Source organism: Massilia sp. Masssp94, from assembly GCF_059491305.1.
Genome location: NZ_CP168501.1, coordinates 4643458 through 4657479 on the forward strand (window position 1 = coordinate 4643458; position 14022 = coordinate 4657479).

Here is a 14022-nt window from a genome sequence, read left to right on the forward strand (position 1 = left end):
GTTGGCAGGTCATTTGATGCAGACGGCACGCACCATCTTGATGTCGGTGACGCCGCCCAGGATCTTCTCGATGCCGTCCATTTTCAGGGTCAGCATCCCGTCCTCCAGCGCGGCCGCGAGCAGGTCGGCCACGCGCGCGTGCTCGGTCAGCAGGCGCTTGATTCGCTCGCTGCCCAGCATCAGTTCATGCAGGCCGACGCGCCCGCGGTATCCCTTGTTGCACTCGGCGCAGCCCACGGCGCGGTACAACGTGAAACGTCCCGTGGCGTCGCCGTGGCGCTGGCGCCAGCCGGCCAGTACGGCCGCGCGCGCGGCCTGCGGGTCCGTCTTGTACGAGGCCTGGCCGCGCAGCTCTTCGCAGTACTCGTCGAGCAGCGTCTCCACCTCGGCGTCGTCCGGGCGGTAGGGCTGGCGGCACGCGGTGCACAGGCGGCGCGCCAGGCGCTGCGCCAGGATGCCCAGCAGGGCGTCGGCAAAATTGAATGGGTCCATGCCCATGTCGAGCAGGCGCACGACCGATTCCGGCGCGCTGTTCGTGTGCAGGGTCGAGAACACGAGGTGGCCCGTCAGCGAGGCTTCGATGCCCGTGCTGACGGTCTCGCGGTCGCGCATCTCGCCGACCATGATCACGTCCGGATCGGCGCGCAGGAAAGCGCGCATGACGGTGGCGAAGTCGAGGCCCGTCTTGCGGTTGACCTGCACCTGGCGCAGGCCCTTCTGGGTGATCTCGACCGGGTCCTCGGCCGTCCAGATCTTGGTCTCCGGCGTGTTCAGGTGCGCGAGGATCGAGTGCAGGGTCGTCGTCTTGCCCGAGCCGGTCGGCCCGCACACGAAGAACAGGCCGTATGGCTTGGCGACGGCGGCCTTCAGGCGCGCCAGGTTGTGCGGCCGGATGCCCAGGCTGTCGAGCGGGATCGGTTCGCCGGCCTGCAGGATGCGCATCACGACGTCCTCGACGCCGCCGCTGGACGGGATCGTCGCCACACGCAGCTCGATGTCGAGCGGGCCGTACTTGCGGAAGCGGATCTTGCCGTCCTGCGGCTTGCGCCGCTCGGAGATGTCGAGGTCGCACATGATTTTTACGCGCGCGATGAGGGCGTTGCGGTAGCTGGACGGGATCTCGATGTACGGCACCAGTACGCCGTCCTTGCGGAAGCGGATGCCCGTCTTGCCGCGGCCCGGCTGCGGCTCGATGTGGATGTCGGACGCGCCCTGGCGGTGCGCGTCGACGATGATCCGGTTCAGCAGCTTCACCAGTTCGTTCTCGACGGCGGCCGAGACTTCGGTGCTGCCGCCCTCCGTCTCCTCGTCCGGATCGCCGTCCTCGTCCAGGTGCGACAGCAGTTCGCCCACGCTCGTGTCGTCGGCCACCGCGCCGCCGAAGAACTGGGCCACGGTCTGGCGCAGGTCGTGGCGGGTCGTCACGCGCCACGCGATGCGCGCGCGGCCGAACACCTGCGCGGCGATGTGGCTGGCCGCCACGCGTTCCGGGTCCAGCGCCATCAGCACGAGGCCGTCGGGGCCATCTTCCAGCGGCAGCCAGCCGTGTTCGAGCGCGTATTGCGGCTTCAGGTTGCGCAGCAGCTCGACGGGTTTTACACGCTCGGCGCGGAACGGTTCGTAGGGCAGGCCGCAGTATGCCGCCAACGCCTCGCCGATCTGGGCCGGCTTCAGGTGGAAGTCGGACAACAGCACGTCCTCGATGTCGGCATCGCGCTCGCGCGCGAGGCGCGTGGCCAGTTCCAGTTCCTGCACGGCGAGGACCGCGCGCGTGACGAGGGCATCGTAGCGGCCGCGCGGCAGCGGGGCGCGCAGGCGCTGGCTGAACGCGACGGCCAGGGTGTCGCACAACTGCTTCACGCCGTCCAGGCACAACTGGGGGAACGGGCCGCCGGCGCGGTGGTTGATGAACTGGATGACGCCGAGCAGCGCGCCGCCTGCGTCGATCAGCGGCGCCGCCAGCATCTCGCGCGTGCGGTAGCCCGTGCGCTGGTCGACGCCGCGCTGGAAGCGCAGCGTGGGAGCCAGGCGCCGCAGTTCGGCGTCGTCGTAGACGTCGGCGATGTTGACGGTCGCGCGCGCCAGCGCCGCGAAGCCGGCGATGGAGCCGGGGCCGATCGGCAGCTGCAGGTGGCGGATTTCGGACAAGCCGGTCTTGACCTTGGCGACGAGGGCGTCCTGCGCCGGCGTGACGGCGTACAGGGTAAAGCGGTCGGCATCGAACAGGTCGCAGAAATCCTGGCCCAGGTCGAGCATGATCTGGTCCAGGTTGGCGGTGGCGTGGATCCGCGTGGTGATCGCCTGCAGGCGGCGCTGGAAGTCCAGGCGCCGCGCCGTGTCGTCGGGCGCGCGCCGGTCTCCCTTGCGCTGTTCCACGAAGTCGTCGCTCATCAGAGTTCCACTTCCAGGCCTTCGTAAGCGAGCGTCACGGCGAGGCCGTTCAACCGGTCGCGCCAGCGCGCGACGGCCTGCGCGAACACGGTTTCCAGATCGTCGTCCGAGCGGGTCGGCTCGTGGTGGGTGCAGTACAGGCTGCGCGCGCCGACCTTCAGCGCCAGCGCGATGGCGCCGTCGAACGTGCCGTGGCCCCAGCCCTGCTTGGCGGGATATTCCTCGAGCGTGTACGAGCAGTCGGCGACGAGCGCGTCGACCCCTTCCATCGCGTGTTCGATCTCGCGCTCGCGCCGCTCGATCTCGCGCTGGGCCGCGTCGTAGTCCGCGCTGGCGGGGGCGTGCGGATTGAAGAACGGTTCGTGGTCGCCCGTGAAGAACATGGCGCGGCCGTTGCATTCGACGCGGTAGCCCAGGTTCGTCACGGGGTGGTTCATCACGACGTTGTGCACGACCATGTCGCCCACGGCGTGCGGCACGCCGGTGTCCAGGGTCCGGTAGTCGATGGTGGCGTCCATCCGCTCCTCGCTGACGGGGAAGTAGCTGTTCTGCAGCTGCACGCCCATCACATGCTCGATGCCCTGGCCGGTGACGGGATCGTGGGCGCCGTGCAGGCAGACCCGCGTGCCCTTCACGAACAGCGGCGTGAAGAAGGGCAGGCCGTGGATGTGGTCCCAATGGCTGTGCGTGATGAAGATGTTGGCGCGTACGGGCACGCCGTCTTCCGCGCGCCGGCGCATCAGGTCCTGGGCGAGCGCGTAGATCCCCGTGCCGGCGTCCAGCACCACGAGGGTGCCGTCGTCGCCGCGCACCTCGATGCACGTGGTGTTGCCGCCGTAGCGCACGGTACGCGGCCCGGGGGCCGGGATCGATCCGCGTACTCCCCAGAATCTGAATTTCATTAGGACTCCCCTTGCTGTGCAGCCTCGTCGTCTGCTCTGTTTTTTTGTCGCGGCCAGGCCAGCACCGTTGCAATATAGGTCAGATCATAACGTTTATTTGTAACTGGTTATCTGGAATTTGCAATTATGCATCGGTTGGTGTACAGCAGGGCGTAATGACGTTACACTGTGGTAGAATTTCACAGCGGCAATTAATGTGGCGATACATCACATGCAAGAGCTCACCCCGGCCAATATCGTAGAGCGCCTCGACCTGCTCACGGAGGTCAGCGTCGCCCTCGGCGACGGCCATGACATCGGCACCTTCCTCGACCGCATCCTGAAGGTCGCCAAGAGCATGACGCATGCGGACGGCGGCACGCTGTACCGCCCGAGCAGCGACGAGCGCAGCCTGTGCTTCCACATCTTGCTGAACGACACGCTGGAGATGTACCAGGGCGGTGCCAGCGGTGTGTCGATCGACCTGCCGCCGATTCCCCTGTACGACCAGCACGGCAACAAGAACCTCGCGTCGGTGGCGGCCTATGCGGCCAACTTCCACCAGTCCGTGAACATCGCCGACGTGTACAAGGCCGACGTCTTCAACTTCTCGGGCATGCGTTCGTTCGACCAGACGTTCGGCTACCGGTCCAAGTCGATCCTGACGGTGCCGATGACGAACCACGAGGGCGAACTGCTCGGCGTGCTCCAGCTGATCAACGCGAAGGACCGGGACACCGGCGAGATCGGCGCGTTCTCCGATACCGACCAGCGCTTCATCGAGGCGCTGGCGGCGCAGGCGGCCGTCGCGCTCACGAACCAGCAGCTCGTCGTGCAGATGGAGCAGCTGCTGGAAGCCCTCGTCAACCTGATCAACATCGGCATCGACGAAAAATCGCCGTACACGGGCCGCCATTGCCAGTTCGTGCCGGAGCTGACGATGATGCTGGCCGAGGCCGTCCACGAGACGCCCCTCGGGCCGATGGCGTCGTTCCGCATGAGCGACCGCGACCGCCGCGAACTGTGGCTGGCCGGCCTGCTGCACGACTGCGGCAAGATCACGACGCCGGTCCACGTCGTCGACAAGGCGACGAAGCTGGAGACGATCTTCGACCGCATCCACATGATCGATACGCGCTTCGAGGTGCTGCTGCGCGACGCCGAGATCCGCGCGCTGAAGGAGCAATGCCAGCCCGAGGCGAACCGCCCCGCGATCGCCGACCGCCTCGCGTCCGACCAGGCGCGCCTGCGCGCGGACCGCGACTTCCTGCGCCAGGCGAACATCGGCGGTGAAGGGATGTCGCCCGACGACCAGGAGCGCGTGCGCCGCATCGCCGCATACCGGTGGACGGGAACGGACGGCCAGGAACGCGACTTCCTCGACGAGGACGAGGTACGCAACCTGACCGTGCGCTTTGGTACACTCAACGACGATGAACGCAAGATCATCAACAACCACATCGTCGTGACCATCCGCATGCTCGAATCCCTGCCCTGGCCGAAGCACCTCAAGAACGTCCCGGAATACGCCGGCGGCCACCACGAGCGCATGGACGGCAAGGGTTATCCGCGCGGCCTCACGCGCGAGCAGATGTCCGTGCAGGCGCGCGTGATGGCCATCGCCGACATCTTCGAGGCCCTGACGGCGCGCGACCGCCCGTACAAGAAGGGCAAGTCCCTGTCCGAATCGCTCCACATCCTGGGCAAGTTCGCCCTCAACGGCCACATCGACCCGGACCTGTTCGACATCTTCGTGCGCCAGAAGGTGTACCTGAAATTCGCGCGCAAGAACCTGGATGCGTCGCAGATCGATCACGTCGACGAGGCGGCGATCCCGGGCTATACGCCGTGAAGCTGTTGCGCCGCTACGGCGCGCGCTGGGCGCTCGGGCTGGCGCTCACGCTGGCCGCGCTGGCGTACGTGATGGGCATCTGGAGCAGCCACGCGATCGCGCGCCAGGACACCATCATCGGCGATTTGCGCATGCGCCTGGAGGCGCCGGTGCTCGATCCGCGCATCGTCATCGTCGACATCGACACGAAAAGCCTGGGCGAGGTCGGGCGCTTTCCCTGGAGCCGCAACGTGCTGGCGAAGCTGGTCGACCAGCTGGCCGGCCGGTATGGCGCCGCCGCGATCGGCTTTGACATCTCCTTTCCCGAGCCGGACACGAGTTCCGGCTATGCGGTGTTGGACCGCCTGGCGGCGCACGAGCTGAAGGACGTTCCCGCGCTGCGCGCGCAACTGGCGCAGCTGCAGCCGGCGCTCGATTACGACGGCCTGTTCGCCAAGGCGCTGCAGGGGCGGCCCGTAGTGCTGGGCTATAACCTGGCCGAGGTGAAGCGGGGCGCGCTCCCGGCGCCCGCGTTCACGGCGGCCGACCTGCAGGGGCGCGAACTGGTCGCCTACGCCGCCGACGGTTACGAGGCCAACCTGGCGCGCCTGCAGGCGGCCGCGCGCGGCGCCGGCAGCTTCACCGTGATCTCCGACGACGACGGCATGGTGCGATCCAGTTCGCTGATGCAGCAGATCGGCGAGGGCTACTACCCGTCGCTGGCGCTGGCGACGGCCGCCGTGTACCTGGATGCCGGCAAGATGACGCCGGACTTCGGCAAGTACGATGCGGACAGCGGCGCCGCCGACGCCATCCGCGTGGTGGGAACGCGCGGCAAGCGCCGCATCCCGGTCGGCCTGGGCCTGCTCACGGCCGTGCAGTTCCGCGGCACGGGCGGGCCGCAGGGCGGGGCGTTCCGCTACGTGTCGGCGGCGGACGTGCTGGCGGGGCGGATCGACCCGCGCGTGTTGAAGGGCGCGATCGTGCTGGTGGGGACGACGGCGCCCGGCCTGCAGGACTTGCGCGCCACGCCCGTGAACAAGGAGTACCCGGGCGTCGAGGTGCACGCCAACGTCATCAAGTCCATCCTCGACCAGCACTACAAGACGCATCCCGATTACGCGTCCGGCATCGAGTTCGCCCAGGTGATCGTCGTCGGGCTGGCGTTGTCGCTGCTGCTGCCGGCCCTCGCGCCGCTGGCGGCCGTGCTCACGTCCGGCTTCGCCTTCGCGGCCGTCGTGGGCCTCAACTGGTACGCCTACCGCGCGCTCGACTGGACGACGGACATGTTCATCTGCGTGTTGCTGATCGCCGTGCTGTTCGTGCTGAACCTGGCGTGGGGCTGGTTCTTCGAGCACCGCAAGGGCCGCGCGCTCGTCTCGCGCTTCGGCGAATACGTGGCGCCGGAACTGGTTGCGCAGATGGCCGAGAATCCGGAAGCCTATACGATGGAAGGCGAGAGCCGCGAGCTGTCCGTGATGTTCGTCGACGTGCGCGGCTTCACGACGATCTCGGAAGGCCTGTCGCCGAAGGCGCTGCGCGAGTACATCAATCTCTATCTCACGGCGATGTCCGAGGACATCCGCGGCAGCCACCAGGGCACGCTCGACAAATACATCGGCGACGCCGTGATGGCCTTCTGGGGCGCGCCCGTCGCCTTCGCCGACCACGCGAGCCGCGCGGTGGCCACGTCGCTGCTGATGCAGGCCAGCGCGGCGCGCCTGAACGAGGATTTCCAGCGGCGCGGCTGGCCGCCGCTGGCGATCGGCATCGGCATCAATTCCGGCCTGATGCACGTGGGCGACATGGGCTCCGCGATCCGCCGCGCGTACACGGTGATGGGCGACGCGGTGAACCTCGGCTCGCGCCTGGAAGGCATCACGAAGGTGTACGGCGTCGGGATCGCGGTCGGGGAGGCCACGCGCCTGGCCGCGCCGGAATTCGTCTACCGCGAACTGGATCTCGTGCGCGTAAAGGGCAAGAACGAGCCGGTGGCGATCTTCGAACCACTTGGCAAGCCGGCCGATCTCGATCCCGCCGTGCTGGACGAACTGGCCGCGTGGGATGCGGCGCTGGCCAGGGTGCGCGCGCAGGACTGGGATGGCGCGCAAGGCGCGATCGCGGCGCTGCACGCGGCGCATCCGCAGCGCGCGCTCTACGCCCTGTATCTGGAACGGATCGCGCACTGGCGTGCGGATCCGCCCGGAGCAGCGTGGGATGGCGTGACGACGTTCGAGACCAAGTAGCGCCGGCGCAACGCTGGTGTCCGGTATTCCCCCCATCCCGTGGGGGAGCGTTCCTATTTTTAACTATTTTTCTCTCAGGCAAGGAAAACCTCTTTACACTCGTGACAAACGAGATTTTCCTTTCGGCGGCCTTGCCGCAGGCCCGGGGATGCATGGGCCAGAACAATAACGATATGGTCATCCACAACATGAAACTACGCTTGGCACGCCTGGTCGCGGGCTCGGTGCTGGCGGCCGCCGTGGGCGCCGCCTGGGCCGACGATGCGATCCGGTTCGAGATCAGCCGCTACGACGTGAGCGGCAACACGCTGCTGCCCGCCGCCGCCGTGCAGGCCGCCGTCGCGCCGTACACGGGCACGGGCCGCGATTTCGGCGACGTCCAGCGCGCGCTGGAAGCGCTCGAGGCGCTGTACCACGCGCGCGGCTGGAACGTCGTCACCGTCCAGTTGCCGGAACAGGAACTCAATGGCGGCGTCGTGCGCCTGCACGTCGTCCAGACGAAAGTGCGCCAGGTCGAGGTGACGGGCAACCGCTGGTTCTCCGAAGCGAACGTGCGCGCGAGCCTGCCCACGCTGGTCCCGGGCGCGACGCCCAACCTGGCCGAGGTGTCGCGCAACCTCCGGCTCGTCAACGAGAACCCGGCGAAGAAGGTCAAGCTGAGCCTCGCCGGTGCCGACGCGAATGGCGAAGACGCGGTCGACGCGAAGGTCGAGGTGGCAGACGAGCGCCCGTGGAAGGTGATGTTCAACGCCGACAACACGGGCACCGAATCCACCGGCAAGACCCACGCGGGCGTGCTGCTGCAGCATGCGAACCTGTGGGGCCGCGACCACGTGGGCACCCTGCAGTACACGACGACGGCCGAGCGCCCGGACCGCGTGGCCGTGTGGGCCGCCGGCTACCACGTGCCGCTGTACGCACTGGGCGATTCCATCGACCTGTTCGCGAGCTATTCGGACGTCGACTCGGGCGCCGTCAACGCCGGCCTGTTCGACCTCGCCGTGAGCGGCAAGGGCACGGTCTACGGCGGCCGCTACAACCACGTGCTGCCCAAGCGCGGCAACCTGGAGAGCCGCATCGTCCTTGGTTTCGACGTCAAGGCCTACCGCAACAACGTCGTCTTCGGCACGCAGAACTTCGGCAACGACGTCACCGTGCGTCCGCTGAGCATCGCCTGGGCCGGCAGTCATGCGACGGCCGACGGCCAGGCCGATTTCTCGATCGCCCTGCTGCAGAACGTGGCGGGCGGCGCGCGCGGCAGCGCGGACGACTTCGCGGCCGTGCGCAGCGGCGCCAAGGCCGGCTACCGCATGGTGCGCTTCGCGGCCGCCTTCACCAGCATCGTGGCCGCCGACTGGCAGACGCGCGTGCTGCTGAACGGCCAGTGGACGCACGATGCGCTGGTGCCGGGCGAGCAGTTCGGCGCCGGCGGCGCGACGACCGTGCGCGGCTTCGGCGAACGCGATCTCGCGACGGACACGGGCATCGTCTCCAACATCGAAGTGTACACGCCCGACCTGTGCGGCCGCGCGGGCTGGCAATGCCGCCTGCTCGGCTTCTACGACACGGCCTGGGGCGAGCGCAATCGCGCACTCCCGGCCGAGCTGCATCGCACCGCGATCTCCAGCACGGGCCTCGGCCTGCGCGTCTCGGCGGGCCGCGCGGCCAGCGTGCAGCTCGACTACGGCCACGGCCTGCACATGGGCCAGGTAGCGGCCACCAGCAGGAACAAGCTCCACGTGCGCGTGGCGCTGGCGTATTGAGGATCCATCCATGACTTCTTCCATCCAAAGACGGCTCGGTGCGCTGCTGCTTGCGGCGTGTTACTGCGCGACCGGTTTCGCCGCGCCCACGCTGCCGCAGGTCGTCGCCGGCCAGGCGACGTTCAACCAGCAGGGCAACGTGTTCTCGATCACGAACACGCCCGGCGCGATCATCAACTGGCAGAGTTTCAATATCGGCGCCGGCGAGGTCACGCGCTTCATCCAGCAGAGCGCGGACAGCGCGGTGCTGAACCGCGTGCTGGGCCAGGACCCGACGAAGATCCTCGGCGCGCTGCAATCGAACGGCAAGGTCTTCCTGATCAACCCGAACGGCATCCTGTTCGGCCAGGGGGCGCGCGTGGACGTGAACGGTCTCGTGGCCTCCACGCTGAACATCAGCGACGCCGACTTCCAGGCGGGCCGCAAGCGCTTCCAGGCGGGCACCGTCGCGGGCAGCGTGCGCAACGAGGGCACGATCGCGACGCCGTCCGGCGGCCAGGTCTTCCTGATCGCGCCGAATGTCGAGAACACAGGCATCGTCACGGCACCGAACGGTGACGTGATCCTCGCGGCGGGCCACAGCGTGCAACTGGTGGATTCGAACGATCCGGACCTGCGTGTGGAGCTTTCCGCGCCGGCCGGACAGGCCATCAACCTGGGGCAGGTGATCGCGCAGGGCGGCCGCATCGGCATCTACGGCGCCCTGGTGAACCAGCGCGGCGTCGTCAACGCGGACAGCGCCGTCATGGGCGCGAACGGCCGCGTCGTCCTGAGAGCGAGCCGCGCGGTCGCGCTGGACGCGGGCAGCGTGACGCGCGCTGCCGGTAGCGCGGGCGCGGACGGCGGCACGGTGCAGGTGCTGGGCGAGCAGGTGAATATCGCCGCGGGCGCGGGCGTGGATGCGTGCGGCCGCAATGGCGGCACGGTGCTCGTCGGCGGCGGCTGGCAGGGCGGCGGCGGTATCATGCGTGCGCAGGCCACCACGGTCGCGAAGGGCGCGGTCATCCGCGCGGATGGCAGCGCCGGTAGCGGCGGCAAGGTCGTGCTGTGGTCGGATGGCGCGACGGCGGCGCACGGCGTCGTCTCGGCACGCGGCAGCGTGGCCGGCGGCAAGGTCGAGACGTCGGGCCATGTGCTCGACGTGGACGGCATCGCGGTCGACGCCTCCGGCAGCAAGGGGAAGAACGGCACGTGGCTGCTGGACCCGTACGACATCGAAGTCGTGGCGGGCGGCACGGCGGGCACGGACGACGTCACCCGCCTGGCGCCCGCCACGCTCACGGCCCCCGGCACGGACGTGGTCCTGCAGGCGGAGCACGACCTCACCGTCACGGACGCGCTGGACGCAGCCGCCAGCGTACGCGCGACGGCGGGTAACGACATCCGCATCAACGCCCGGGTGAGCGCGGGCGGCGACCTCGATTTCCGCGCGCAGAATGCGTTCACGCTGGGCGCGAACGGCCTGCTCAAGACCGGGAACTACATCGATGTCAGCGCCGACCGGATCACGCTGGCCGGCGGCATCGAAGGCACCAGCCAGTTGCCGATCCTGACCCTGACGTCGGCCGATCCGGGCCGCGCCATCAGCATCGGCACGGGGACGGGCAGCACGGGTGCGCTGGCGCTGGACGCCGCATCCCTGCAGCGCCTGAGCAGCAACCTGTTCGAGATCAACGTGGGCAACAGCGCGCACAAGGGCACCGTGTCCGTCGACAGCGCGCTCTCCGCGGCGGCCAACGTGGTGCTGGAAAACGCCGGCGACATCCATATCGGCGCACCCGTCGACCTGACCGCGAACGCGGCCAGCCGCTTCATCGCGAGCCAGTACGCGCCGGGTGGCAGGATCGACGTCGCGGGCAGCGTGAAGGCAGCGAAATCCGTGCTGCTGCAGGGCGACTGGCTCGGGATCGGCGCGACCGTGTCCGCCGACAAGGTCACGCTGCAGCCCAACAGCGCGGGCACGCACATCGGCATCGGCGGCACGGGCCAGTCCGACGGCTTCATGATCGGCCAGGCGGCCCTGTCCAATGTGCAGACGAACGATCTCACGATCGGCGGGCTGGCCGGCGGCTGGGGCGGCATCGACGTCGACGGCGCCGCGAGCTTCGCGGGCGCGAAGCTGACCCTCGATGCGGGCGCCGGCGAGCTGGCGATCAAGGACGCGTTGGGCGCGACCGGCACGTTGGCGTTGACGTCGACCGCGGGCATCTATGAGCAGAATAGCGGCACCGTCAGGGCGGGCAACGTGGCGCTGCGCGGCGGCCAGGTGATTCTCACCGGCGCCAACGAGATCGGCACGCTGTCCGGCAGTGCGAGCGGCGCCCCGTTCCACGTCGTGAACCGGGGCGCCCTGCGCATCGGCACCGTCGACGGCATGAGCGGCATCGCCGCGCCCAACGCCAGCGTGCAAGTCATTACCGGCGGTCTCCTGACGCTCGATGCCGGCATCACCGGCGCCGACGCGACCCTGGACGCGGCGGGCATCGCAGGCAGCGGCCTGCTGCAGGCCGGCACGCTGACGCTGAAGTCCAGCGCCGGCATCGGCACCACGACGAGCCCGCTCAAGACAAGCACCGGTATCCTGACGGCGTCCAACCAGGGCACGGGCAGCCAGCCGATCAACATCGCCAACACGGGTTTCCTCGAGCTGCGCCGGGCCGTGCAGGACGGTGAGGGCAATGCTGGCGCGATCGCCATCGACAGCGTGGGCGGCATGGTCGTGCCCGCGTTCGTCGAGACCAACGGCGCCGGCGAAGTACGGACCAACAGCGGCGACATCAGCCTCACGACGCACAGCCCGCTGACCATCGATGGCCGCGTGGCGACGACGAGCGGCAACGTGCGCCTCTTCGCCGACAATGGCGGCGTCCTCAAGATCAGCGACAGCGCCAACGTGATGTCGGTCACCGGCAACGTCACCATCACGGCAGGCACCACGGAGATCGCGCCGAACAGGGTCACGGGCGCGCACGTCGACATCATCGCCACGAACGATGGCACGACGACGCCGACCCCGACGCCAACGCCGACACTCGACGCCTGCCTCGCCGACCGCAGCGCGGCCGGCTGCGCTCCCGTGCTGGCGGCCGCGCTGCAGGCCTGCACTGCGAATCCGTCCGCCCCGCACTGCGGCGAGATCATGCCGACGTACGAGACGTGCTCGGCCCAGCCCACCGCGCCGGGCTGCGGTGCCATCATCAAGGAACACGACGCGATCACCGCGTGCATGGCCGACCCGAAGGCGCCGGGCTGCACGACCACGTTGCCCGTGTACGACGTCTGCAAGACGGCGCCGGCGACCTATGGCTGCGCCGTCGTCATCAAGGAACACGACGCCATCAGCGCCTGCATCGCCGATCCGAAGGCGCCGGGCTGCACGGCGACCTTGCCGCCGCTGGACCAGTGCCGCGCGGACGGCAGCGCCTACGGCTGTGCGGCCGTGCTGGCGCGCGCCCGGTTCGACGCCTGTCTTGCAAATCCGTCCGGCGCGGGCTGCGGCGACATCCTGCCGAAGCTGGACGTGTGCAAGCTGACGCCGTCGCTGGAAGGTTGTACGCAGGTGCTGGCGCTGGGCTTCCAGGCCTGCCTCGCGAACCCCCACGATGCGAGCTGCAGCGGCATCCTGCCCACGCTGACGCAATGCCAGGGCAATACCAAGCTGCCCGGCTGCGACGCCGTGCTGCCGACCCTGGCGCAATGCATCGGCAGTCCGAGCCTGCAGGGCTGCGACGTGCGCCTGCCGAGCCTCGCCGTCTGCGCGGCGGCGCCGAACACGGCGGGCTGCGAGGCCGTGCTGCCGACGGCGTCGTTCTGCAGCACGCATCCGGGCGACGCCAGCTGCGTGATCTTCAGCGGCGGCGCCGGCGCCGGCCAGGACACGAAGGGCACGCCGGTGGCCCAGGCGGTACAGACGGTCGTCCAACTCATCAACACATCGACGCCCACTAACACCGGCAGCGGTGCCGACAAGAGCGGCAAGGACGCGGCGGCCGGCAAGCCGGGCGAACGCCTGTCGGGCCTCGCGCAAGTGGAACAATCTGGAGTCAAGAATGAAAAACCTGCGACCAAAATGTACTGCAATTGAGGCGCTGGCCCGGGTCCTGCTGTGCGCCGTGCTGCTGTTCGGCGCAGGCGCGGCATGGGCAGGGCAGGCCGTGGGCATCGTGGAACACCTGAGCGGGCCGCTGATGGACCGCAAGGCCGACGGCACCGTCAAGGTACTCGCAGCGAAGTCGGAAGTGGAGAGCGGCGACACGCTCGTGGCGGAGAAGAACACCTACGCGCAGATCCGCTTCATCGACAACAGCGAGATCACGCTGCGACCGGGCACGACCTTCAAGATCGACAACTTCGCGTATGACGCCGACAAGCCGGAAGCCGACAGCGCCGCATTCAGCCTCGTGAAGGGCGGCCTGCGTTCGATCACGGGCCTGCTGGGCAAGCGCAACAAGGAGAAGTTCCAGCTCAAGACGCCGGCGGCCACGATCGGCATCCGCGGCACGACGTTCATCGCGCAGTGGGTCGAAGCCGCGGCCGCGGCGAAGCAGGCGCCGGGGCCGGTCACGCCCGGTCTCGTGCCCGACCTGGCGCCGGGTCTGCACGTGGCGGTCCTGGACGGCATGATCGTCGTGACGAACCCGGGCGGCGCCCAGCATTTCCAGGCCGGCCAGTTCGGCTTCGTGCCCAACATGAGCGCGCCGCCGATCGTACTGCCGCAGAACCCGGGGCTGAAGTTCTCGCCGCCGCCGACGTTCAATATCGGTACGGGTGGACCGCTGGCGTCGCAGGGGCCTGCGGCGCAGCAGAATACGGTGGATTGCATCGTGCGATAAGCCGGACTTCCAGACAACGTCGCCTCTGCGCAGGCAGGGGCCCAATTTTGCAAGCGCTGCGGTAATGCCAGCAAAATT

At 68.7% G+C, this 14022-nt stretch carries 7 protein-coding genes; 5 read left to right on the forward strand and 2 right to left on the reverse strand.

The features are described from left to right. Window positions 1-9 precede the first annotated feature (9 nt). Both ACEN9G_RS20535 and ACEN9G_RS20540 read right to left on the reverse strand, forming a co-directional pair. The gene (locus tag ACEN9G_RS20535; RefSeq protein ID WP_413337937.1) at window positions 10-2391 is read right to left on the reverse strand and encodes a GspE/PulE family protein; all 2382 of its coding nucleotides are present in this window, start codon (window positions 2389-2391) and stop codon (window positions 10-12) included. Next, on the reverse strand, window positions 2391-3293 hold the full coding sequence (locus ACEN9G_RS20540) for an MBL fold metallo-hydrolase (RefSeq protein ID WP_413337939.1): 903 nt from the start codon (window positions 3291-3293) through the stop codon (window positions 2391-2393). The genes ACEN9G_RS20535 and ACEN9G_RS20540 overlap by 1 nt, the downstream gene beginning before the upstream one ends. A gap of 211 nt (window positions 3294-3504) precedes the next feature. Between ACEN9G_RS20540 and ACEN9G_RS20545 the strand changes: the two genes are divergently transcribed. The 5 genes from ACEN9G_RS20545 (at window position 3505) to ACEN9G_RS20565 (ending at window position 13944) form a co-directional block, all read left to right on the forward strand. Next, window positions 3505-5124: an HD domain-containing phosphohydrolase gene (locus ACEN9G_RS20545; protein WP_413337941.1), complete on the forward strand. Its 1620-nt coding sequence runs from the start codon at window positions 3505-3507 to the stop codon at window positions 5122-5124. Further along, window positions 5121-7349, forward strand: coding sequence for a CHASE2 domain-containing protein (locus tag ACEN9G_RS20550; RefSeq protein ID WP_483126896.1), 2229 nt, complete (start codon window positions 5121-5123; stop codon window positions 7347-7349). Before ACEN9G_RS20545 ends, ACEN9G_RS20550 begins: the two co-directional genes overlap by 4 nt. 188 nt (window positions 7350-7537) lie before the next feature. Next, a complete protein-coding gene (locus tag ACEN9G_RS20555; RefSeq protein ID WP_483126897.1) occupies window positions 7538-9112 on the forward strand; it encodes a ShlB/FhaC/HecB family hemolysin secretion/activation protein in 1575 nt (524 codons plus the stop codon). Window positions 9113-9122: 10 nt separating this feature from the next. Next, entirely contained in the window at window positions 9123-13196 is a 4074-nt protein-coding gene (locus ACEN9G_RS20560; RefSeq protein WP_483126898.1) for a two-partner secretion domain-containing protein, read from the forward strand. After that, window positions 13162-13944: a FecR family protein gene (locus ACEN9G_RS20565; protein ID WP_413339305.1), complete on the forward strand. Its 783-nt coding sequence runs from the start codon at window positions 13162-13164 to the stop codon at window positions 13942-13944. Before ACEN9G_RS20560 ends, ACEN9G_RS20565 begins: the two co-directional genes overlap by 35 nt. Window positions 13945-14022: the final 78 nt, after the last annotated feature.

Excerpts from the sequence above, each read along its gene's own strand:
- ACEN9G_RS20560 (WP_483126898.1), top strand. The coding sequence starts at position 9,123 with ATGACTTCTTCCATCCAAAGACGGCTCGGTGCGCTGCTGCTTGCGGCG.
- ACEN9G_RS20555 (WP_483126897.1), top strand. The coding sequence starts at position 7,538 with ATGAAACTACGCTTGGCACGCCTGGTCGCGGGCTCGGTGCTGGCGGCC.
- ACEN9G_RS20565 (WP_413339305.1), top strand. The coding sequence starts at position 13,162 with ATGAAAAACCTGCGACCAAAATGTACTGCAATTGAGGCGCTGGCCCGG.
- ACEN9G_RS20545 (WP_413337941.1), top strand. The coding sequence starts at position 3,505 with ATGCAAGAGCTCACCCCGGCCAATATCGTAGAGCGCCTCGACCTGCTC.
- ACEN9G_RS20535 (WP_413337937.1), bottom strand. The coding sequence starts at position 2,391 with ATGAGCGACGACTTCGTGGAACAGCGCAAGGGAGACCGGCGCGCGCCC.
- ACEN9G_RS20540 (WP_413337939.1), bottom strand. The coding sequence starts at position 3,293 with ATGAAATTCAGATTCTGGGGAGTACGCGGATCGATCCCGGCCCCCGGG.